The organism is Streptomyces sp. JNUCC 63 (genome assembly GCF_054366325.1).
Window position 1 is genome coordinate 5,778,119 of the sequence record NZ_CM135963.1, and the last position, 19,968, is coordinate 5,798,086.

Below are 19,968 nucleotides of genomic sequence, written 5' to 3' on the forward strand. Positions count from 1 at the left end.
GGGCCTCGGGTACGGTTGGCCGTAGCGGGGCTCGACCGAAACTGAGGGATTCATGGGACTCACCATCGGCGTCGACATCGGCGGCACGAAGATCGCGGCCGGCGTGGTCGACGAGGAAGGCAACATCCTCTCGACCTTCAAGGTGCCGACCCCCACCACACCCGAGGCCATCGTGGACGCCATCGCCTCGGCGGTGGAGGGCGCGCGCGGGGGGCACGAGATCGTCGGCGTCGGCATCGGCGCTGCCGGATACGTCAACCGGCAGCGCTCCACGGTCTACTTCGCGCCCAACATCGAGTGGCGCAACGAGCCGCTGAAGGAGAAGGTCGAGGCGCGCGTCAACCTGCCGGTCGTCGTGGAGAACGACGCCAACGCCGCGGCTTGGGGCGAGTACAAGTTCGGCGCCGGCAAGGGCCACCGCAACGTCATCTGCATCACCCTCGGCACCGGCCTCGGCGGCGGCATCATCATCGGCAACAAGCTGCGCCGCGGCCACTTCGGCGTGGCCGCCGAGTTCGGTCACATCAAGATGGTCCCGGACGGGCTGCTGTGCGGCTGCGGCTCGCAGGGCTGCTGGGAGCAGTACGCCTCCGGGCGTGCCCTCGTCCGGTACGCCAAGCAGCGCGCCAACGCCACCCCCGAGAACGCCCAGATGCTGCTGGCCCTCGGCGACGGCACCCCCGCCGGCATCGAGGGCAAGCACGTCTCCATGGCCGCCCGCCAGGGCTGCCCGGTGGCCGTGGACTCCTACCGCGAGCTGGCCCGCTGGGTCGGCGCGGGCCTGGCCGACCTGGCCTCCCTCTTCGACCCGTCCGCCTTCATCGTCGGCGGCGGCCTCTCCGACGAGGGCGAGCTGGTGCTGGAGCCGATCCGCAAGTCGTACAAGCGCTGGCTGGTCGGCGGCAACTGGCGTCCGGTCGCCGACGTCCTCGCCGCCCAGCTCGGCAACAAGGCCGGCCTGGTGGGCGCGGCCGACCTGGCCCGGGAGCCCGACCCGATCATGTAGGGCCCCGCGCGCCCGCGCATCCACCCACCACACGCGCCCACCGTCCCCTCCCTCCGGGACCGGTGGGCGCTGTCGTACCGGGCCGCCGGGCCGGCCGCGGCGTATGTTGATCGTCATGCTGCTGCCCAACTCCCGTACCGAGTCGGACGGTACCGCCGTCATCCGCGTCCTGAGCTACAACATCCGGTCGATGCGGGACGACACCGAGGCCCTCGCCCGGGTGATCCGCGCCTGCGCGCCCGATCTCGTCCTGGTCCAGGAGGCGCCGCGCTTCTTCCGCTGGCGCAAGAAGCTGGCGAAGCTGGCGGCGGACTGCGACCTGGTGATCCTCACCGGGGGCGCGACGGCCGCGGGCCCGGCGGTCCTCTGCTCGCTCAAGGCCACCGTGGAGCGCACCGAGGACGTACTGCTGCCGCTCACCCCCGGTCTGCACCGGCGCGGCTTCGCCACGGCGGTCGTCCGGTTCGCGGGCGCCCGGCTCGGCGTGCTCAGCTGCCATCTCTCGCTCGACAAGGACGAGCGGTACGAGCAGGCCGGCATGCTCCTCGACCGGCTGGCCGGGATGGGCGTGGAGCACGCGGTCGCGGGCGGCGACCTCAACGAGCGGCCGGACGGTCCGGCGTTCCGGAGGCTGTCCGGCCTGCTCCAGGACGGCTGGGCCACCGCGGCCTGGGGCGCCGAACACACCTGGACGTCCACCGACCCGTACCAGCGCATCGACGCCGTCTTCGCCACCCGCGGCATCGAGGTCCTCGGCTGCGGGGTGCCTTCCCCGCTTCCGGCTTCGCTCGAGCGGGGAGACCCCCATGGCCATCCCGGCGTGACGGAAGCGGACCTGAGAGCGGCCACGGACCACCTCCCGGTACTGGCCGCCCTCAGGGTCCCGGCGCTCCCGGTCCCACGGGCCGCGAAGTCACGGCCGTAGGGCCCAGAGCCTGTCGTCGAACTCCCGCCTGCCCGGCGACGCCTGGCACGCACTCCCCCGAGCCCTTCGAGCAGGGGGGACCCCCAGCCGCGTTGCCGAACCGCCCACGTGGCTCCTCCCCCAGGCTCCCGGCTTCGCTCGAGCAGGGGGACCCCTCATGCCACCGCCGGGCCCGCCCTTCGGGCGGACGGCGGGAGTTCGACGACGGGCTCTCAGACCACCGCCCCGCGGCCCGGGTCGTCGTCCTCGTCGTCCGGGTTCATGCGTGCCACCAGCGTCGCGAAGCCGCCGAGGAAGCCGCCGATGCCGAGTGTGGTGAGCCACCACGTCATGTCCCAGCTGAACATGACGGCCAGCAGGAGCAGGACGGGCCCGCCTATCACCGCGAGCCAGGCGAACTTCGCGGTCACGTCGCCGGAGGGCAGCGGCGGCGGCTCCGGCGGGACGAAGTGACCCTCGTCGTTCTCGTCGAAGTCGTCGTCGTCGGACGGCTCGGCGAGCGAGTAGTCGCGCGGTCCCGCGCCGGAGAGGCCGACCCCGGGTGCGAAGGAGACCGAACCGCCCAGCGGCCTGGCCGGGGCGGGCCTGTCCCCGCCGGCGTCCTTGCCGTCCCTGTCCTCCTCGTCGTCCGCCGCGCTGTCCGCGTCTGCCTCGGGCTTCTCGCCGCTCGCCCCGTCGGTCTCGCTGGTCCCGTCCGTCCCGGGTTCCGGCGGCAGCGCCAGGTCCTCGACCGGCCGGTACGGCTTCGCGCCCGGCGGGTCCGGCGGCTCGTCGCCGTACCCGGCGACGATCGCCGCCCAGGCGGCCTCCTCGTCGAAGGGGACGCCGTCCTCGCCGCCGGGCTCACCGGACCGACCGGCCCCGCCCGGCTCCTTGGCCGGCTGCACCGGCTCGACCGGCTCCCGGCCCTCGCGGTTCTCACGGTCGGAGTCGTGCTCAGCCACCTGCGGCCGTCCCTTCCTTGCCGACACTGGGTGCGAGCCGGCCGATGAAGGCGTAGCTCTCCTCGAAGATCCGGTCCGCGTCGTGGTCCAACGTAGCGACGTGGTAGCTGTGTTCCAGCAGGACCTCCGTGACGTCCGTGGTGGAGACGCGGCCGAGGATCCGGGCCGAGTCGGCCGGCGGCACCACGTGGTCCTGCGGGCTGCGCAGGAGCAGCAGCGGCTGCGTGACCTGCGGAAGTTCGCCGTCCAGCAGCCGGAAGAAGACCCGGAGCGAGTGCGCGGCGTGCAGAGGCACCCGGTCGTACCCCAGCTCGGCGGCGCCTTCCTTGGCGATGTCGCTCGCGATGCCCTTCGTCGTCCGTACGACATGGCGGGCCACGGGCAGCGCGTACGCCGACAGGCCGTGCACCTTGTCGGCGGGGTTGACCACCACGACCCCGGCGACCGCCTCCCCGTGCCGGGCGGCCAGCCGCAGCGCGAGGGCGCCGCCCATGGACAGGCCGGCCACGAACACATGCGCGCACCGCTCGCGCAGGAGGCGCAGCTCGCGGTCCACCTCCGCGTACCAGTCCTGCCAGCCGGTGAGCCGCATGTCCTCCCAGCGCGTGCCGTGCCCGGGCAGCAGCGGGAGGGAGACGGTCAGGCCGCGCTCGGCGAGGTACTCCCCCCAGGGACGCAGCGACTGGGGGGAGCCGGTGAAACCGTGGCAGAGGAGCACGCCGACCTCCCCGCCGTCGTGGCGGTACGGCTCGGCTCCGGGGAGCACCGGCACGTCGCTCTCCTGTGTTCGTCGATGGCAGGTATTTCACCGTACGCGACCGCACCGACACCGACCAGGGTCGCCGGGTCCCGGAGGCCGTGCTGGGGTTATTGTCTGATCGGCACACACAGGAAGGCACTCGGTTGTTGTACGGCACGATGAAGGTCGCCATCGGGGGACCGCTGAGGCTCGTCTTCAGGCCCTGGGTGGAGGGTCTGGAGAACGTCCCGGCCGAGGGCCCCGCCATTCTGGCGAGCAATCACCTGTCCTTCTCGGACTCCTTCTTCCTGCCCGTGGTGCTCGACCGCAAGGTCACCTTCATCGCGAAGGCCGAATACTTCACCACGCCCGGTGTGAAGGGCCGGCTGACCGCCGCGTTCTTCAAAGGGGTCGGCCAGCTCCCCGTGGACCGCTCCGGGGCGCGCGGCGCCGCCGAGGCGGCGGTGAGGAGTGGCATAGAGGTGGTGGAGCGCGGCGAGCTGTTCGGCATCTACCCGGAGGGCACCCGCTCGCCCGACGGCCGCCTCTACCGCGGCAAACCGGGCGGCCTGGCCCGCGTCGCGCTGGCCACCGGGGCGCCCGTCATCCCCGTCGCCATGATCGACACGGAGAAGATCCAGCCGCCCGGGAAGGTCGTCCCCAAGCTGATGCGTCCCGGCATCCGCATCGGCAAGCCGCTGGACTTCAGCCGCTACCAGGGCATGGAACACGACCGTTTCGTGCTGCGGGCGGTGACGGACGAGGTCATGTACGAGATCATGAAGCTCTCCGGCCAGGAGTACGTCGACATCTACGCCACCGTCGCCAAGCGGCAGATCGCGGAGGCCGCGAAGGCCGAGAAGGAGGCGGGGAAGGCGGCGGACAGGGCGGCGAAGGAGGCCGAGAAGGAGGCCAGGGCCGCGCTGGAGCGCGCCGAGAAGGAACAGGCCGAGAAGGAGAAGCGGGCGGAGTAGGGCAGACCGCCAGGGGGGGACATGCCGAAGCGTGAGCGCGTCGTGAGGATGTCGGTCGAGCAGCCGCTGTGGCGTGCGCTCACCGGATACCGGGTGCTGACCATGTTCTACGCGGTCGGCCTGTTCGCCACCAGCTACGACCGGTTCCCGCGCCCCGGGGTCGCCATCGTCTTCTACTGCGTCCTGTTCGTGTGGACCCTGGCCACCCTGCCCAAGGTCGCGAACGCCGCGAGCTGCACCAAGCCCTTCCTGGCCGCCGACCTCACCGTGGCGCTGACCGGCATTCTCCTCACACCCGTCGCCGACGCCCCCGAGCGGATCGCGGACGGCGGCCCGACGTTGCCGTCGATCTGGACCGCCGGTTCCGTCCTCGCCTTCGCCGTCAAGGGCGGCTGGCGGTGGGCCGTCCTCGCCTCCACCGCGGTCGCCGCCGCCAACCTGGTCGAGCGCGGCTCCCCGGCCCGCGACACCGTGCACGCCGTGATCCTGGTCTGGGTCGCTTCCATCGCGATCGGCTACGTCGTCGAGGTCGCCCGCGCCTCCGAGCGCACCCTCGCCCGCGCCCTGGAGATCGAGGCGGCCACCCGTGAACGGGAGCGCCTGGCCCGGGGCATCCACGACAGCGTGCTGCAGGTGCTGGCCATGGTGCAGCGGCGCGGCGCGGTCATCGGCGGCGAGGCGGCGGAGCTGGGCCGGATGGCGGGGGAGCAGGAGGTGGCGCTGCGCACCCTGGTCTCCGGCGGGCTGGTCCCGGTCCCCCGGGTGTCCGAGGACGCGGGCGGGGGAGCGGTCGTCCGGGCCGCCGGCGACCGTGCGGACGGCCGCCACGGCGAGGACGGCGAGGACGGCGACCAGCCCGTCGACCTGCGCTCGCTGCTCGCCCCGTACGCCGGCTCACGGGTCGGCCTCGCCGAACCGGGAGCCCCGGTGCTGCTGCCGCCCGCCACCGCCCGCGAGGTGGCCGGGGCCGTCGGGGCCGCGCTGGACAACGTCCGCAAGCACGCGGGCGAGGGAGCGCGGGCCTGGATCCTGGTCGAGGACGAGCCGGAGTCGGTGACCGTGACCGTGCGGGACGACGGTCCCGGCATCCCCCAGGGGCGGCTCGCCCAGGCCGAGAGCGAGGGCCGGCTCGGCGTGGCCCTGTCGATCAAGGGCCGGCTGCGCGACATCGGCGGCACCGCCGAGCTGATCTCGGTGCCGGACCAGGGCACGGAGGTCGAACTCAACGTACCGAAGAACGCGATGATGAACGCACCGAAGAAGAAGAGCACGCGGGGGAAGGCGGAGAGCCGATGAGCGCGGAGCAGGACCCGATCAAGGTGATGGTGGTCGACGACCACCCGATGTGGCGCGACGCCGTCGCCCGCGACCTGACCGAGTCCGGCTTCGAGGTGGTCGCCACCGCGGGCGACGGCGAGCAGGCGGTGCGCCGCGCCAGGGCGGCCGCGCCCGACGTGCTCGTCCTCGACCTGAACCTGCCCAGGAAACCCGGCGTCCAGGTCTGCAAGGAACTCGTCGCCGCCAACCCGGCGTTGCGGGTGCTGGTGCTGTCCGCGAGCGGCGAGCACGCCGACGTGCTGGAGGCGGTGAAGTCGGGCGCGACGGGCTATCTGCTGAAGTCGGCCTCCACCCAGGAGCTGCTGGACGCGGTGCGCCGTACGGCCGTCGGCGACCCGGTGTTCACTCCGGGCCTGGCCGGCCTGGTCCTCGGCGAGTACCGCCGGCTGGCCGCCGAGCCCGCGCCCGCGGTGGACGCCGACGCGCCGAAGGCGCCCCGGCTCACCGGCCGCGAGACCGAGGTGCTGCGCCTGGTCGCCAAGGGGCTGAGCTACAAGCAGGTCGCCGAGCGTCTGGTGATCTCCCACCGCACGGTGCAGAACCATGTGCAGAACACCCTGGGCAAGCTGCAGTTGCACAACCGGGTGGAGCTGGTGCGGTACGCGATCGAGCGCGGACTCGACGGCGAGTAAACCCGCGCCATCCGGCATCGGCACCCTTTCGGGTGGTTTCTCTCGTGTCGGCTGATGATCAACTGCCGGACATTTCACCGGAATTGGCTTTCCCGCGCATGTCGGAGTGACGTGCGTCACCATTAGCGTGAGCTTCACCAGGCAACCGCGGTGAAGGGACATTTCCATGCGGGTCGGAGTACTGACCGGTGGCGGCGACTGCCCCGGGCTCAACGCCGTCATCCGGGGCGTCGTCCGCAAGGGCGTGCAGGAGTACGGCTATGACTTCGTCGGCTTCCGGGACGGCTGGCGGGGGCCGCTGGAGAACGACACCGTCCGTCTCGACATCCCCGCGGTGCGCGGCATCCTGCCCCGCGGCGGCACCGTTCTCGGCTCCTCGCGGACCAACCCCCTCAAGCAGGAGGACGGCATCCGGCGGATCAAGGACAACCTCGCCAAGCAGGAGGTCGAGGCGCTCGTCGCGATCGGCGGCGAGGACACCCTCGGGGTGGCCGCACGGCTCAGCGACGAGTACGGCGTGCCCTGCGTCGGTGTGCCCAAGACCATCGACAACGACCTGTCGGCCACCGACTACACCTTCGGCTTCGACACCGCCGTGGGCATCGCCACCGAGGCGATCGACCGGCTGCACACCACCGCCGAGTCCCACATGCGGGTCCTGGTCTGCGAGGTGATGGGCCGGCACGCCGGCTGGATCGCCCTGCACTCCGGTCTCGCCGGCGGCGCGAACGTCATCCTCATCCCCGAGCAGCGCTTCGACCTCGACCAGGTGTGCGCCTGGATCACCTCCCGCTTCAAGGCGTCCTACGCCCCGATCGTCGTCGTCGCCGAGGGGGCCATGCCCAAGGACGGCGACGTGGTGCTGAAGGACTCCTCGCTGGACTCCTTCGGGCACGTCCGCCTCTCCGGCGTCGGCGAGTGGCTGGCCAAGGAGATCGAGAAGCGCACCGGCAAGGAGGCCCGGACCACCGTCCTCGGGCACATCCAGCGCGGCGGCACGCCCAGCGCCTTCGACCGCTGGCTCGCCACCCGCTTCGGGCTGCACGCCATCGACTGCGTCCGCGACGGCGACTTCGGCAAGATGGTCGCCCTGCGCGGCACCGACATCGTCCGCGTCCCGATCCGTGAGGCCACGACGAAGCTGAAGACGGTGGACCCGAAGCTGTACGAGGAGATCGGGGTCTTCTTCGGCTGATCGCGAGCGGAAGAGCCGACCAACGCCGCTGCGTTAGGGATCTTGAGTCGTTGGCAACCCCTGCCTGAGCAGCAGGAACGGGACCCCTGGTAGATCAGCTTGTGTCGAGCAAGGTGATCATCAAGTCCGGGAGTCCCGTTGCTGGAGAAGTCTGTCATCACGCGCACGATCGAGACGGCCGGGGGTGTGTTCGCGCCGGGGCACCTGGGCGAGTTGACGCAGATCGTGGACTTCGCGCTGGTGGACGCGGTGCTGGCCGAGACCCGCGCGGTGCAGCGGCGCATCCGTCTGCTGCCGGCGAGGGTGGTGGTGTACTTCGTCCTCGCGCTGGCCTTGTTCGAGGACTGCTCGTACCGGGCGGTGTGGGACAAGCTCACCGCTGGTCTGGCCGGGCTGCCGGTAGCGCGACCGCACTCCTCGTCGCTCTCGCGGGCCCGCCGCAGGCTGGGCGCGCGGCCGTTGCGGGTGTTGTTCGAGACGCTGGCCGGGGCCGTGGCCGCGAGAAATACGGCAGGGGCTTGGTGGTGCGGGATGCGCACGGTCGCCTTCGACGGCACCAGCCTGCAGTTACCCGATCGCTCCCCGGTCACTTGCCACTTCCCCAAGCGCAGCGGCCAGGAACGTGAGTTCGGCTATCCACTGCTGCGCCTGGTCACCCTGGTCGAGACAGGCACCCGCGCTGTAATCGCCGCCGCGTTCGGACCCGAGAGCGACGGTGAACTCGCCTACGCGAGGCGACTGCTGGCTCATCTGGAGGCGAAAATGCTGGTCCTGGCGGATGCCGGTTTCGACGCGGTCGCTTTCCTACGTGACATCCATACCACCGGGGCGCAGTTCCTGGTGCGCTCCTCGGCCAGCCGCCGCCCCCTCGTCCAGCGCCGTCTGCCGGACGGCTCCTATCTGACCCGCCTGTCCGGGCCCTATCGGGCCGGACACGGCTACGGCATGCTGACCGTCCGCGTGATCGAGGCGTGGATCACGGTGACGCTGGCGGACGGAACCGTACGCCGTGAGCAATGGCGGCTGGTCACCAGTCTCACCGACCCCGCCCGTCACCCCGCCGAGCGCCTGGTGTCGCTGTATCACGAGAGGTGGCAGGCGGAGACCACGTATGCGAGCTTGAAGGCGACCCTGCTGGACGGCCGCGTCCTGCGCTCCGGGCATCCCGCCGACTTGGATCAGGAAGTCTGGGGCATCCTTACCGTCTACCAGGCCCTGATCCGCACCGCTGTCGACGCCGCGGCCCACCGGCCGGGCCTGGACATGGACCGGCTCAGCTTCACCGTGGCCCTGAACGCCGCCCGCGACCAGATCGTGACCGCCTCCGGCGTTTTTCCCCACGGTCCCGTCCGTCTGGTCGGAGCCATCGGCCGCGCGCTGCTGGACAACCTGCTGCCAGCCCTTCGCCGCCGACGCATGAAAGCCCGCAGCCTCAAGAGCCACAGCAAGTACGCCCCGAACGTCGGCAAGCACCCCGCCACCGCCCAGAACTACACCCTCCACACCGAGATCACGATCATGGAGAAGGGGCTTGCATCCCGCTCACATCGCTAAACGCAGCGGCGTTGAAGAGCCGACCCCGTTCGACCTGTGATGGACCGGAAACCCGGGGTGTGGGCCGTATCCTCGGCCCACACCCCCGCAGAACGGGAGCCACCGTGGAAATCCTGGCCTTCGGAGTGCAGGCCGACGAGAAACCCCTGATCGAGCACGCCTTCCGGGACCACCACGAGATCCGCTGTCTGGACGTCTTCCTCAACGAGGACACCGCGCCCATCGCCGCCGGCTACGAGATCGTCTCCAGCAGCGTCAGCGCCGAACTCGGGCCCCAGGTTCTCGAGACCCTGGCGGCCGGCGGCACCCGGATGATCGCCCAGCGCTCCACCGGCTTCAACAACATCGACCTCCACGTCGCCGAACGGCTCGGCATGACGGTCGCCCGGGTGTCGTACTACTCGCCGTACGCCGTCGCCGAGTTCGCCTGGACGCTCGCCCTCGCGGTCAACCGGCGCATCGTGCGGGCCGCCATCCGCACCCGTGACTTCGACTTCCGGCTCGACGGCCTGATGGGCCGTGACCTGCGCGGCCGCACCGCGGGCGTGATCGGCACCGGCAAGATCGGCGAGGTGTTCGCCCGGATCGCGCACGGCTTCGGCATGCGGCTGCTCGGCTGGGACATCGCCGAGAACCCCGCCTGCATGGAGCTCGGCATGAAGTACGTCTCCCGGGACCAGCTCCTCGCCGACTCCGACCTGGTCTCCCTGCACGTCCCGCTGATGCCGGAGACGCACAACCTCATCGACGCCGACGCACTGAAGGCGATGAAGGACGACGCGATCCTGGTGAACTCCAGCCGCGGCGGCCTGATCGACACCACGGCCCTCGTCGCCGAACTGCGCGAGGGCCGCTTCACCGGTGTCGGCCTGGACGTGTACGAGGCGGAGGCGGGACTGTTCTTCGTCGACAGGTCCCTGGCGGCCGTCGAGGACGAGACCCTGGCCCGCCTGGTCACCTTCCCGAACGTCCTGGTCACCTCCCACCAGGCGTACTACACCGAGGACGCCGTCCGGCAGATCATCGACGCCACGGTGCGCAACGTCCTCGACTACAAGGCGGGCCGCCGCTCGGAGAACGTGCTGGTGCCGCGCAGCTGACCCACCAGCTCGGTGACGATGGCGGCGCCGTTCAGCGTCAGCACCGACTCCGGGTGGAACTGCACGCCGGCGAAGCCGGGACCGCGCAGGGCGTGCACCTCTCCGGTCGCGCTCCGGCTCACCTCCACGCCGTGCGCGGCGAGTTCCGCGTGGGCCTCGTCGTCGTAGGCCGCCACGAAGCTGTTGTAGAAGCCGACGGTCTCGGCGCGGCCGAACAGGTCGACCGTCGTCTGCGCGCCCTGGTACGGCACCTCCTTGCGGACGATCTCCAGGCCCAGCTCGGCCGCGATCAGCTCGTGCCCCAGGCAGACGCCGAGCACGCCGTGCCGGTGCTCCCGGATGACCTCGGCGGTCAGGGAGCGCAGCAGACGCATCTTCGGGTCGGTCAGGTCGGAGGGGTCGCCGGGGCCGGGGCCGAGGACGACCGGTCCCTCGTGCGCGAGGAGCGCCTCGCGCAGTCCGTCCTCGTCGTAGCGGCGGACGGTCACCTCGAGCCCCGAGGACCGCAGCACATGGGCGAGCATCGCGGTGAAGGTGTCCTCGCCGTCCACGACGAGAGCGTGCCCGGTGAGGTCCTCGGACCGCTCCTGCATCCGCAGCCAGAACGGCGCCAGCGAGGCCCGGCGCCCGTCCAGCGCCGCCCGCACCCGCGGGTCGTCGGCGAGCCGGGGCCGCGCCCGCTCCGTACGCGGCCGGGCGGGCCGTACGCCCAGCGCCGCCAGCACGCCCGCCGCCTTCGCGTGCGTCTCGGCGACCTCGCTCGCCGGATCCGAACCGCGGACCAGCGTGGCACCGACGGGCACGCGCAGCCGCCCGGAGACGTCGATGTCGGCGGTGCGGATCAGGATGGGGGAGTCGAGGGTCTGAGCGCCGCCGGGGTCGCGGCCGAGGAGGGCCAGCGCACCGGCGTAGTAGCCGCGCCCGCCGGCCTCGTGCCGCTCGATGACCCGGCAGGCGTTCTGCACGGGCGAGCCGGTGACGGTGGCGGCGAACATGGTCTCCCTGAGCACGTCCCGCACGTCCAGGGACGACCGCCCGCGCAGTTCGTACTCGGTGTGCGCGAGGTGCGCCATCTCCTTCAGCCGCGGCCCGACGACGACTCCGCCCATGTCGCCGACGGTGCACATCATCTTGAGCTCCTCGTCGACGACCATCGACAGCTCCTCGATCTCCTTGCCGTCGGCGAGGAAGTCCAGCAGATGCTCGGGCGTCGGCCCCTCGGCCGGATAGCGGTACGTCCCGCTGATCGGGTTCATCACGACGGTCCCGCCGGACATCCGCACATGCACCTCGGGACTGGCACCCACCAGCGTCCGCTCCCCGGTGTGCACGACAAAGGTCCAGTACGCCCCCCGCTCGCCCTCCAGCAGCCGACGGAACAGCGCCAGCGCGTCGGCCCGCCCGAACCCCGGGAGGCGGCCCTCGTACGTCCGCCGGATCACGAAGTTCGCGCCCTCGCCCGCGCCGATCTCCTCGCGCAGCACACGCCCGACGATCCGCGCGTACTCCTCGTCGCCGACGTCGAAGCCGCCGCCCTCGACCCGCACGTCGTGCGCGGGAAGCTGCGCCAGCGCCTCGGCGAGCGGGAGGGCGTACGTCTCCTCGGGCGTCAGCACCACCAGCGGGGTGCCGTCGTCGCGCACGTCGAAGCCGCGCTCCCGGATCTGCCGGAACGGGACCAGCGCGAGGCCCTCGTCGGGCAGTTCGGCCAGTCGCTCGCACTCGGCCACCGGCCCGAGCAGAACCTCGACCAGGTCGTGGTCACGCCCCGGTGTGCGACGCCGGAGCAGGGCGAACGGGCGGGTGTCGTGCAACAGCTCTACCAGATCCATGAAGGGGTTCCTCTTCCGTCGATGTTTCCGTCGATGTCGGTGAGGAACGGTCCGAGCGCCCGAAACGCCGAAGACCGCCCCTCGGGCGGCCTTCGCGAAGTGTGGGATACGCGCAGTCAGTGGGCCGCCTAAGAAGCGGTCCACCACCAGTTCTGGTTCAGATATGCGCGTACAGACATGCCCGCACCCTACCGCATGCCAGGTCGCCCGGACGCACCACACGGCGGTTTTCGGTGAAGGGGCGTGGTGGAAGAGGGCGAGCGTCGGCCGGGTGGCGAATCCGTCCCGGTGTTCCGTCGCACATGCTGTGCCCGACCGAGGAGTACGTCATTTCCACATCGCGTTCCCCACGATCGTCACGCCCGGCACGGCGGGCGCTCACCGCGCTGGCCGTCTGCGCGGCCCTCGGGGCCGGTTCGCCGGCCGTCGCCCGTACGGCGTCCGGAGACGCCACCAGGACGGTGGCGTACCGCGGTCACACGTTCACCGTTCCGGCCGACTGGCAGGTCGTCGATCTCGGGAAGGACCCGACGGCCTGCGTCCGCTTCGACCGGCACGCCGTCTACCTCGGCGAGCCCGGGGAGCGGCAGGACTGCCCCGCCCGTGCCACCGGGCGCACCGAGGCCCTGTGGGTGCAGCCCGCGGCGGCGACGAAGGCCTCCGTCACCGAGGACCGTACGTCCCGCGTCTTCCGGGCGACGGCCACCAACGAGGGCATCGCGGTCACGGCCCCGTACGGCGAGGACCGCGCGACGATCCAGCGGGTGCTGGGCAGCGCCGGGCTGCCGGTCGCCGCCGCCCGCGCCGAGCAGCCGGGCGAGACGCCCGCCGCCCTCTCCGTGCCCGCCGACGCGACCGCGTACCGGGGCAGGGGCTTCGACACCTGCACCGCCCCGAGCCGGACGGCCATGAACGCCTGGAAGGCCGGCTCGCCCTACCGGGCCGTGGGCGTCTACATCGGCGGCGTCAACCGCGCCTGCGCCCAGGCCGAGCTGACCCCCGAGTGGGTGCGGACGCAGTACGTGGACGGATGGCGCTTCTTCCCGCTCTACGTCGGCCCGCAGCCCGCCTCCGGCGCGGGCAGCTGCCAGAACAGGTGCGTGTCCATCACCGACCCGGCGCCGCAGGGGAAGGCCGCCGCCGAGGACGCGGTCGCCCAGGCCGCCGCGCTCGGCCTGGGCAAGGGCTCGGTGCTCTACAACGACCTGGAGCAGTACACGCGCGGCGGCGCCCTCACCACGCGCGTACTCGGCTATCTGGAGGCCTGGACCGAGCGGCTGCACGAACTGGGCTACCGCTCCGGCGCGTACGGCGGTGTCTCCTCCCTGGTCCCCGACCTGGTCGGCAACGCCGGGAAGGCCACTCTCCCCGACGTGATCCACTTCGCGCACTGGAACGGCGAGGCCACCACCGACCACCCGAGCCTGCCCGCCGCGATGTGGGCGAACCAGCAGCGCGTTCACCAGTACGCGGGCGACAGGACCGAGACGTACGGCGGGGTGACCATCAACATCGACCGCGACCAGATGGACGTCGGAACCGGCACTTGACCACCCTCCGTCTCACACCATCTGTCTCATTTGATGAGCGGATGAAACAGACGCACAGGGCGACCCCGTAGGGTTGAAGACGTGACCGTGAACGCTAAGACCAGCGCGAGCGCTGGCAACACCTGGCGAAACCTGCCCGCGGCGCAGCAGCCCGAGTACCCCGACCCCGAGGCTCTGCGCGCAGTGATCGCGGACCTCGAGTCGTATCCGCCGCTCGTCTTCGCGGGCGAGTGCGACCAGCTGCGCGCCCGGATGGCGGCCGTCGCCAGGGGAGAGGCGTTCCTCCTCCAGGGCGGCGACTGCGCCGAGGCGTTCGACGCGGTGTCCGCCGACCACATCCGCAACAAGCTCAAGACCCTGCTCCAGATGGGCGCCGTGCTCACGTACGCCGCCTCGGTGCCGGTGGTGAAGGTCGGCCGGATCGCCGGCCAGTACTCCAAGCCGCGCTCCAAGCCGACCGAGACCCGCGACGGGGTGACGCTGCCGGTCTACCGGGGCGACTCCGTCAACGGCTTCGAGTTCACCGAGGCATCCCGGATCCCAAACCCGGAGCGGCTGAAGCGGATGTACCACGCCTCCGCCTCCACGCTGAACCTGGTGCGCGCCTTCGCCACCGGCGGCTACGCCGACCTGCGCCAGGTACACGCCTGGAACCAGGACTTCGTGAAGTCCTCCCCGTCCGGCCAGCGCTACGAGCAGCTCGCCCGGGAGATCGACAACGCGCTCAACTTCATGCGGGCCTGCGGCACGGACCCGGAGGAGTTCAAGACCGTCGAGTTCTACTCCTCGCACGAGGCGCTGCTGCTCGACTACGAGTCGGCGCTCACCCGCGTCGACTCCCGCACCGGGCAGCTGTACGACGTCTCGGCGCACATGGTGTGGATCGGCGAGCGCACCCGGCAGCTGGACCACGCGCACGTCGAGTTCGCCTCGAAGATCCGCAACCCGATCGGCATCAAGCTCGGCCCGACCACGACGGCCGAGGAGGCGCTGCGGTACATCGAGCGTCTCGACCCCGACCGGGAGCCGGGCCGGCTGACGTTCATCGTCCGCATGGGCGCCGACAAGATCCGCGACCGGCTCCCCGAGCTGGTGGAGAAGGTCACGGCCTCGGGCGCGACCGTGGCCTGGGTGACCGACCCGATGCACGGCAACACCTTCGAGGCGGCCTCCGGCCACAAGACCCGTCGCTTCGACGACGTGCTCGACGAGGTCAAGGGCTTCTTCGAGGTGCACAAGGCGCTGGGCACGCACCCGGGCGGCATCCATGTGGAGCTGACCGGCGACGACGTCACCGAGTGCGTGGGCGGCGGCGACGAGATCTTCGTCGACGACCTGCACCAGCGCTACGAGACGGCCTGCGACCCGCGGCTGAACCGCAGCCAGTCCCTGGACCTGGCGTTCCTGGTCGCGGAGATGTACCGGGACCAGTGAGGCGGCCGCCTCTTCAGGACGTGTGAAGTGGGGCGCGGATCACATACGATCCGCGCCCCTCCTGTCTTTCACGGCTCCTGCGCGGCGAGTAAGGTTAGGTTTGCCTCACCGAGAAGTCGGGACGGCGCCACTGAACCGATCCCGGCGGGAGGTGAACCGCGTGTACGTCTGCAGTTGCTTCGGAGTCACCGAGCAGCAGGTCGAGCAGCACGCGGAGAACGGCGCCCGCACACCCCGCCAGATCGCCTCGGCCTGCAAGGCGGGCACGGACTGCGGCTCGTGCGTACGGCGTATCCAGGCACTCCTCGGCCGCGGCGCATGCCCGCGCCACGAGCGGGCCGACCAGGGGCGGCCCGTCCTGTCGGACGTGGACCCGGGCCTCGACGAGGCCGCCTAGCTGTCCGGCTGTTCGATCACCTGGGCGATGTAGAGCGCCTCACCGAGCTTGTCCAGCAGCTCCAGCTGGGTTTCCAGGTAGTCGATGTGGTGCTCCTCGTCGGCGAGGATGCCCTCGAAGATGTTCGCCGACGTGATGTCGCCCTTCGCCCGCATCACCTCGATACCGCGCCGCAACCGGTCGATTGCCTCGACCTCGATCTGCCGGTCCGCCTCGAACATCTCCTTCACGGTCTGCCCCACGCGTACATGGAACAGCCGCTGGTAGTTGGGCAGGCCCTCGAGGAACAGGATCCGGTCCGTGAGCACCTCGGCGTGCTTCATCTCGTCGAACGACTCGCGCCGCGTGTACTTCGCGAGCTTGTACCAGCCGTTGTTCTCCTGCATCTTCGCGTGCAGGAAGTACTGGTTGATCGCGGTCAGCTCGCCGGTGAGCTGCTCGTTGAGGAATTCGATGACCTCCGGGTCGCCCTGCATCGTCAAGGCTCCTTCCGCGCGGGGACTGGCAGGCTGCGCCGCATGATTTCACCGGCACCCACGACCGTCCAGTAAGTGCACGCTTATTGCTATTTGCCCGGATTGGCCCAGGGCTGGTCATGTGCACCCTCTCCCGTCTGTCAGGATGGAGTCATGGGTCAGCCGGTGGAACGCGCGTCCGGGAACGCGTCTGGAGCAGTGTCGGGAGGAGCGGCACAGCCGGAGCTTCCGCCGGGGCAGCGACTGCAGCGGGGCTGGCCGGTCACGCACTACGGGCCGGTGCCCAAGTTCCGGCCCGAACGCTGGGATTTCCGGGTCTTCGGCGCCACCGCCGACGGCGAGAAGCACTGCTGGACCCACGAGGAGTTCACGGCCCTGTCCTACACCACCGTGGTGGCCGACCTGCACTGCGTCACGAAGTACAGCATGCTCGGCGCCGAGTGGGGCGGCATCCCGGCCCGCACGATCCTGGACATCGTCCCGCCCGCCCCGGGCGTCACCCATGTGATGGCATGGGCGGAGTACGGCTACAGCGCCAATCTGCGCCTGTCCGACCTCACCTCCGAGCACACCCTCTTCGCCACCCACAAGGACGGCGAACTGCTCACGGCCGAGCACGGCTTCCCGCTCCGCCTGGTCGTCCCCCACCTGTACGGCTGGAAGGGACCGAAGTGGGTCCGCGGCGTGGAGTACATGACCGCCGACCGCCGCGGCTTCTGGGAGGAGCGCGGCTACCACAACCTCGGCGACCCGTGGAAGGAGCAGCGGTACTCCTACCAGGAGGCGCCGGGGGACGGGCCGGAGCTGTGACGGCGGTGCCGCTCAGCCGTCCCTGAGCTTCTTCAGGAGGGCCACGTCCGCCGCGTGGCCCTCCTTGCCGCCCGGGGTCTCGATGACCAGGGGTACGCCCTCGGTGGCGGGGTGGGTCATCAGGGCACGGAAGGGGTCCTCGCCTATGTGACCGGCGCCGATGTTCTCGTGCCGGTCCTTGTGCGCGCCCGCCACGTCCTTGGAGTCGTTGGCGTGGATCAGCTTCAGCCGCCCCTCGCCGACCGTCTCCACCAGCCGGTCCAGCGTCCGGTGCATGCCGTCCGGGCCGGTCAGGTCGTGCCCGGCGGCGAAGACATGGCAGGTGTCCAGGCACACGCCCAGCTTCGGATGGGCATCCAGCGCCTCGAAGTACGGCCCGAAGTCCCAGGTGCGGGAACACAGGGAGGCGCCCTGGCCCGCGGTCGACTCGAGGAGCAGGTACGGGTCGTCGTCGTGGGTGAGCTCGTCGAGCAGCGGCAGCAGGTGCTCCCGTACCTGCTTCAACGCCACCGACCGGTCCCGGCCGCCGGTCGCGCTCCCGGTGTGCACGACGACGCCCAGTGCGCCGATCTCCCGCCCGCGCCGCAGCGAGTGCCGCAGCGACTGGACCGACCGCTCCACGGTCGCCTCGGTGTGCGAACCGAAGTTGATCAGGTACGGCGCGTGGACGTACGCCGGGACCGACTCCTCGGCGCAGGCCGCGCGGAACTCCTCGTCCTGCCGCGGATTGCCGACGGGTGTGGCCCAGCCGCGCGGGTTGGCGACGAAGACCTGCACGGTCTCGGCCTTCAGCTCACGGGCGTAGGACAGGCCCACCGAGTGCAGTCCGCCGGCGACGGGCACATGGCTGCCGACGGGATTGCGGGAGGGGCCGGGAAGGACGCGGGACTGCTGACTGCTCACCTGTTCAGGGTGTCATGCGCCCGGCGGTACCCGGCCGCCGGGCGTGCGTCACCCGCTGCCTCGGATTTCCCCCGTGTCTCACCGGATGGTGATCGTGATCGTCGAACCCTTCGGTGCCCGGTCGCCGCCCTTCACGGACTGCTTCCTGACGGTGTCGCCGAACAGCCCGAACAGACCGCGGTCCTCCTCGACCTTGAAGCCGGCCTTCTCCAGCGTGTTCCTGGCGTCGTCCACGCTGTTGCCGGTCACGTTCGGCACCTCGACCATCTCGGGGCCCTTGGACAGCGTCAGAGTGACCGTGTCGCCCTCGGCGGCCTGGCTGCGGCCCGCCGGGGTCTGCTGGGCGACCTGGCCCTTGTCGAACTCGGAGTTCACCTGTTCGGAGGCGATCCGCACCTTCAGGCCGGCGTCCTCCAGGTCGGACTTCGCCCGGTCCAGGTCCTCGCCGGTGACGTCCGGCACGTCCACCGGGCGGCCCTTGCTGACGGTGAGCGCGATCGCCGAGCCGGCGCGCCGCTCGGTGCCCGCCGCGGGGTCGGTGCCGATCACCGAGCCTCTGGCCACGTTCTCGCTGAACTCCCGGGTCACCATGCCGGGCTCCAGCCCCTCCTTCTTCAGCAGGGCCCGCGCCTCGCCGAGCGAGCGGCCCTCGAGGTCGGGCACCTTCACGGTCTCCGGTCCGTCGGAGACCGTGAGCGTCACCGAGTCGTGGCTGCGGATCCGGGCGCCCGCCTCGGGGTCCGTACTGATCACCGTGCCGCGCCTGACCGTGTCGCTGTAGGCGTGCTTGACGTCCTTGACCTCGAGACCGGCCTCCTTCAGCCGCTCCCTCGCCTGCGCCTCGGTCTTCGCCAGCAGCGGCGGGACCTTCGTGAACTGGCCCGAGTTGATGTACCAGACACCTCCGCCGAGCCCGAGGACCAGGAGGACGGCGGCGACGATCGTGAGCAGACCCCGGCGGGACCGGCCCGGGCGCCGCGGACCGGACGCCGGCGGAGGCGGGGGCGTCTCGAAGCGGGCGGTGCGGTTGAGGCCGGCCTCGGCCGGCCCCTCGTCGACGTCCTCGTCGACGGGCAGCCGGCGCGGGACCGTGAGCGCGCGCGGGATCACGCTCGTACGGTCCTCCGCGTTGTCGTGCTCCGCGGCGAGGGCCTGCGGCGGCAGAGCGTCCAGCTGTTCCTCGCTGAGTTCCGCGCGCGCCTCGCGCACGCGTGCGAGCAGCGCGACCGCGTCCTGCGGCCGGACGTCCGGGGTGCGCGCGGTGGCCTGTGCGACCAGCTCGTCCAGCTCGTACGGCAGCCCCGGAACGGCGGCCGACGGGGCCGGCACGTCCTCGTGGAGGTGCTGGTAGAGAATCCGGGCGGGGGACTCCCCCTGGTGCGGCTTGCCGCCGGTCAGCATCTCGTACAGCACGACCCCGCACGCGTACACGTCGACCCGGGGGTCGGCCGTGCCGTGCTCGAACTGCTCCGGCGCGAGGTAGGAGACGGTGCCGAGGACGGCTCCGGTGGTGTTCGTCACCGTGTCCACGGAGCGCACCAGCCCGAAGTCGGCGACCTTGACCCGGCCGTCATCCCCTATCAGGACGTTCTCCGGCTTCATGTCCCGGTGCACGAATCCGGCGCGGTGCGCGGCGCCCAGCGCGGCGAGCACCGGCTCCAGGATGTCCAGCGCGGCCCGCGGCTGCAGCGCCCCGCGCTCGCGCAGCACGTCGCGCAGGGTGCAGCCTGCGATGTACTCCATCGCGAGGTACACGTACGACCCGTCGGTGCCCTGGTCGAAGACCTGCACCACGTTCGGGTGGGCGAGCCGGGCGACCGACTTGGCCTCCCGGATGAACCGCTCGACGAACGAGCCGTCGGCCGCGAGGGTCGGGTGCATCACCTTGAGCGCGAGGATCCGGTCCAGGCGGGTGTCCAGGGCCCGGTAGACCGTGGCCATCCCGCCGGCGGCGATCCGCGCGTCGACGCGATAACGGCCGTCGAGCACCTGCCCGACGAGAGGGTCCTGAAGGGTCGTATCCACGCAGGTGAGTGTACGAGCAGCCAAGGACACGCCGCTGGTACTGCGACCGACCTGTGACGGTCCGGCTCCAGCCCGCACAGCCTGCGGGCAGCCGCGCCGCACAGCCTGCGGGCAGTCGTGCCTCCCCAAGCTCT

18 protein-coding genes are annotated in these 19,968 nt (G+C 71.2%); 12 read left to right on the forward strand and 6 right to left on the reverse strand.

The annotated features are described in order from the left end of the window. The first annotated feature begins 52 nt into the window (after positions 1-52). Both ACX25U_RS26550 and ACX25U_RS26555 read left to right on the forward strand, forming a co-directional pair. Entirely contained in the window at positions 53-1,006 is a 954-nt protein-coding gene (locus ACX25U_RS26550; RefSeq protein WP_454383647.1) for an ROK family glucokinase, read from the forward strand. A 103-nt stretch (positions 1,007-1,109) separates the two neighbouring features. Beyond that, positions 1,110-1,931, forward strand: coding sequence for an endonuclease/exonuclease/phosphatase family protein (locus tag ACX25U_RS26555; protein ID WP_454383649.1), 822 nt, complete (start codon positions 1,110-1,112; stop codon positions 1,929-1,931). Positions 1,932-2,143: 212 nt separating this feature from the next. On the opposite strand, the gene ACX25U_RS26560 is transcribed toward ACX25U_RS26555, so the two are convergent. Further along, on the reverse strand, positions 2,144-2,875 hold the full coding sequence (locus tag ACX25U_RS26560; RefSeq protein WP_454383650.1) for a hypothetical protein: 732 nt from the start codon (positions 2,873-2,875) through the stop codon (positions 2,144-2,146). Then, a complete protein-coding gene (locus tag ACX25U_RS26565; protein WP_454383652.1) occupies positions 2,868-3,647 on the reverse strand; it encodes an alpha/beta hydrolase in 780 nt (259 codons plus the stop codon). Before ACX25U_RS26565 ends, ACX25U_RS26560 begins: the two co-directional genes overlap by 8 nt. A 146-nt stretch (positions 3,648-3,793) precedes the next feature. On the opposite strand from ACX25U_RS26565, the gene ACX25U_RS26570 reads away from it, so the two are divergent. The 6 genes from ACX25U_RS26570 (at position 3,794) to ACX25U_RS26595 (ending at position 10,407) form a co-directional block, all read left to right on the forward strand. Next, positions 3,794-4,588, forward strand: coding sequence for a lysophospholipid acyltransferase family protein (locus ACX25U_RS26570; RefSeq protein ID WP_454394521.1), 795 nt, complete (start codon positions 3,794-3,796; stop codon positions 4,586-4,588). Between the two features lie 21 nt (positions 4,589-4,609). After that, positions 4,610-5,884: a MacS family sensor histidine kinase gene (macS, locus tag ACX25U_RS26575; protein ID WP_454383654.1), complete on the forward strand. Its 1,275-nt coding sequence runs from the start codon at positions 4,610-4,612 to the stop codon at positions 5,882-5,884. After that, positions 5,881-6,558, forward strand: coding sequence for a response regulator (locus ACX25U_RS26580; protein ID WP_454383656.1), 678 nt, complete (start codon positions 5,881-5,883; stop codon positions 6,556-6,558). The genes macS and ACX25U_RS26580 overlap by 4 nt, the downstream gene beginning before the upstream one ends. Before the next feature lie 166 nt (positions 6,559-6,724). Continuing rightward, positions 6,725-7,753, forward strand: a complete 1,029-nt coding sequence (locus tag ACX25U_RS26585) for a 6-phosphofructokinase (RefSeq protein ID WP_454383658.1) — start codon at positions 6,725-6,727, stop codon at positions 7,751-7,753. Between the two features lie 138 nt (positions 7,754-7,891). Next, positions 7,892-9,307 (forward strand): IS4 family transposase, encoded by a 1,416-nt coding sequence (locus ACX25U_RS26590; RefSeq protein ID WP_454383449.1) that lies wholly within the window; start codon positions 7,892-7,894, stop codon positions 9,305-9,307. Between the two features lie 104 nt (positions 9,308-9,411). Beyond that, positions 9,412-10,407: a 2-hydroxyacid dehydrogenase gene (locus ACX25U_RS26595; RefSeq protein WP_454383659.1), complete on the forward strand. Its 996-nt coding sequence runs from the start codon at positions 9,412-9,414 to the stop codon at positions 10,405-10,407. Here the strand turns inward: ACX25U_RS26595 and ACX25U_RS26600 are convergent. Beyond that, a complete protein-coding gene (locus tag ACX25U_RS26600) occupies positions 10,359-12,239 on the reverse strand; it encodes an anthranilate synthase family protein (RefSeq protein WP_454383660.1) in 1,881 nt (626 codons plus the stop codon). The genes ACX25U_RS26595 and ACX25U_RS26600 overlap by 49 nt on opposite strands. 302 nt (positions 12,240-12,541) lie before the next feature. On the opposite strand from ACX25U_RS26600, the gene ACX25U_RS26605 reads away from it, so the two are divergent. The 3 genes from ACX25U_RS26605 (at position 12,542) to ACX25U_RS26615 (ending at position 15,620) form a co-directional block, all read left to right on the forward strand. Continuing rightward, a complete protein-coding gene (locus tag ACX25U_RS26605) occupies positions 12,542-13,789 on the forward strand; it encodes a glycoside hydrolase domain-containing protein (protein WP_454383662.1) in 1,248 nt (415 codons plus the stop codon). Between the two features lie 81 nt (positions 13,790-13,870). Next, on the forward strand, positions 13,871-15,223 hold the full coding sequence (locus ACX25U_RS26610; protein WP_454383663.1) for a class II 3-deoxy-7-phosphoheptulonate synthase: 1,353 nt from the start codon (positions 13,871-13,873) through the stop codon (positions 15,221-15,223). A 151-nt stretch (positions 15,224-15,374) separates the two neighbouring features. Beyond that, entirely contained in the window at positions 15,375-15,620 is a 246-nt protein-coding gene (locus tag ACX25U_RS26615) for a (2Fe-2S)-binding protein (RefSeq protein WP_454383665.1), read from the forward strand. Here the strand turns inward: ACX25U_RS26615 and bfr are convergent. After that, entirely contained in the window at positions 15,617-16,096 is a 480-nt protein-coding gene (bfr, locus tag ACX25U_RS26620) for a bacterioferritin (RefSeq protein ID WP_454383667.1), read from the reverse strand. The genes ACX25U_RS26615 and bfr overlap by 4 nt on opposite strands. 153 nt (positions 16,097-16,249) lie before the next feature. On the opposite strand from bfr, the gene ACX25U_RS26625 reads away from it, so the two are divergent. Continuing rightward, entirely contained in the window at positions 16,250-16,906 is a 657-nt protein-coding gene (locus tag ACX25U_RS26625) for a sulfite oxidase-like oxidoreductase (RefSeq protein WP_454383669.1), read from the forward strand. Positions 16,907-16,918: 12 nt separating this feature from the next. Here the strand turns inward: ACX25U_RS26625 and ACX25U_RS26630 are convergent, their stop codons facing one another. Then, on the reverse strand, positions 16,919-17,809 hold the full coding sequence (locus ACX25U_RS26630; RefSeq protein ID WP_454383671.1) for a deoxyribonuclease IV: 891 nt from the start codon (positions 17,807-17,809) through the stop codon (positions 16,919-16,921). Between the two features lie 78 nt (positions 17,810-17,887). Next, positions 17,888-19,834 carry a Stk1 family PASTA domain-containing Ser/Thr kinase gene (gene pknB / locus ACX25U_RS26635; protein ID WP_454383673.1) on the reverse strand — a complete coding sequence of 649 codons (1,947 nt, stop codon included), beginning with the start codon at positions 19,832-19,834 and terminating at the stop codon, positions 17,888-17,890. Between the last annotated feature and the right edge of the window lie 134 nt (positions 19,835-19,968).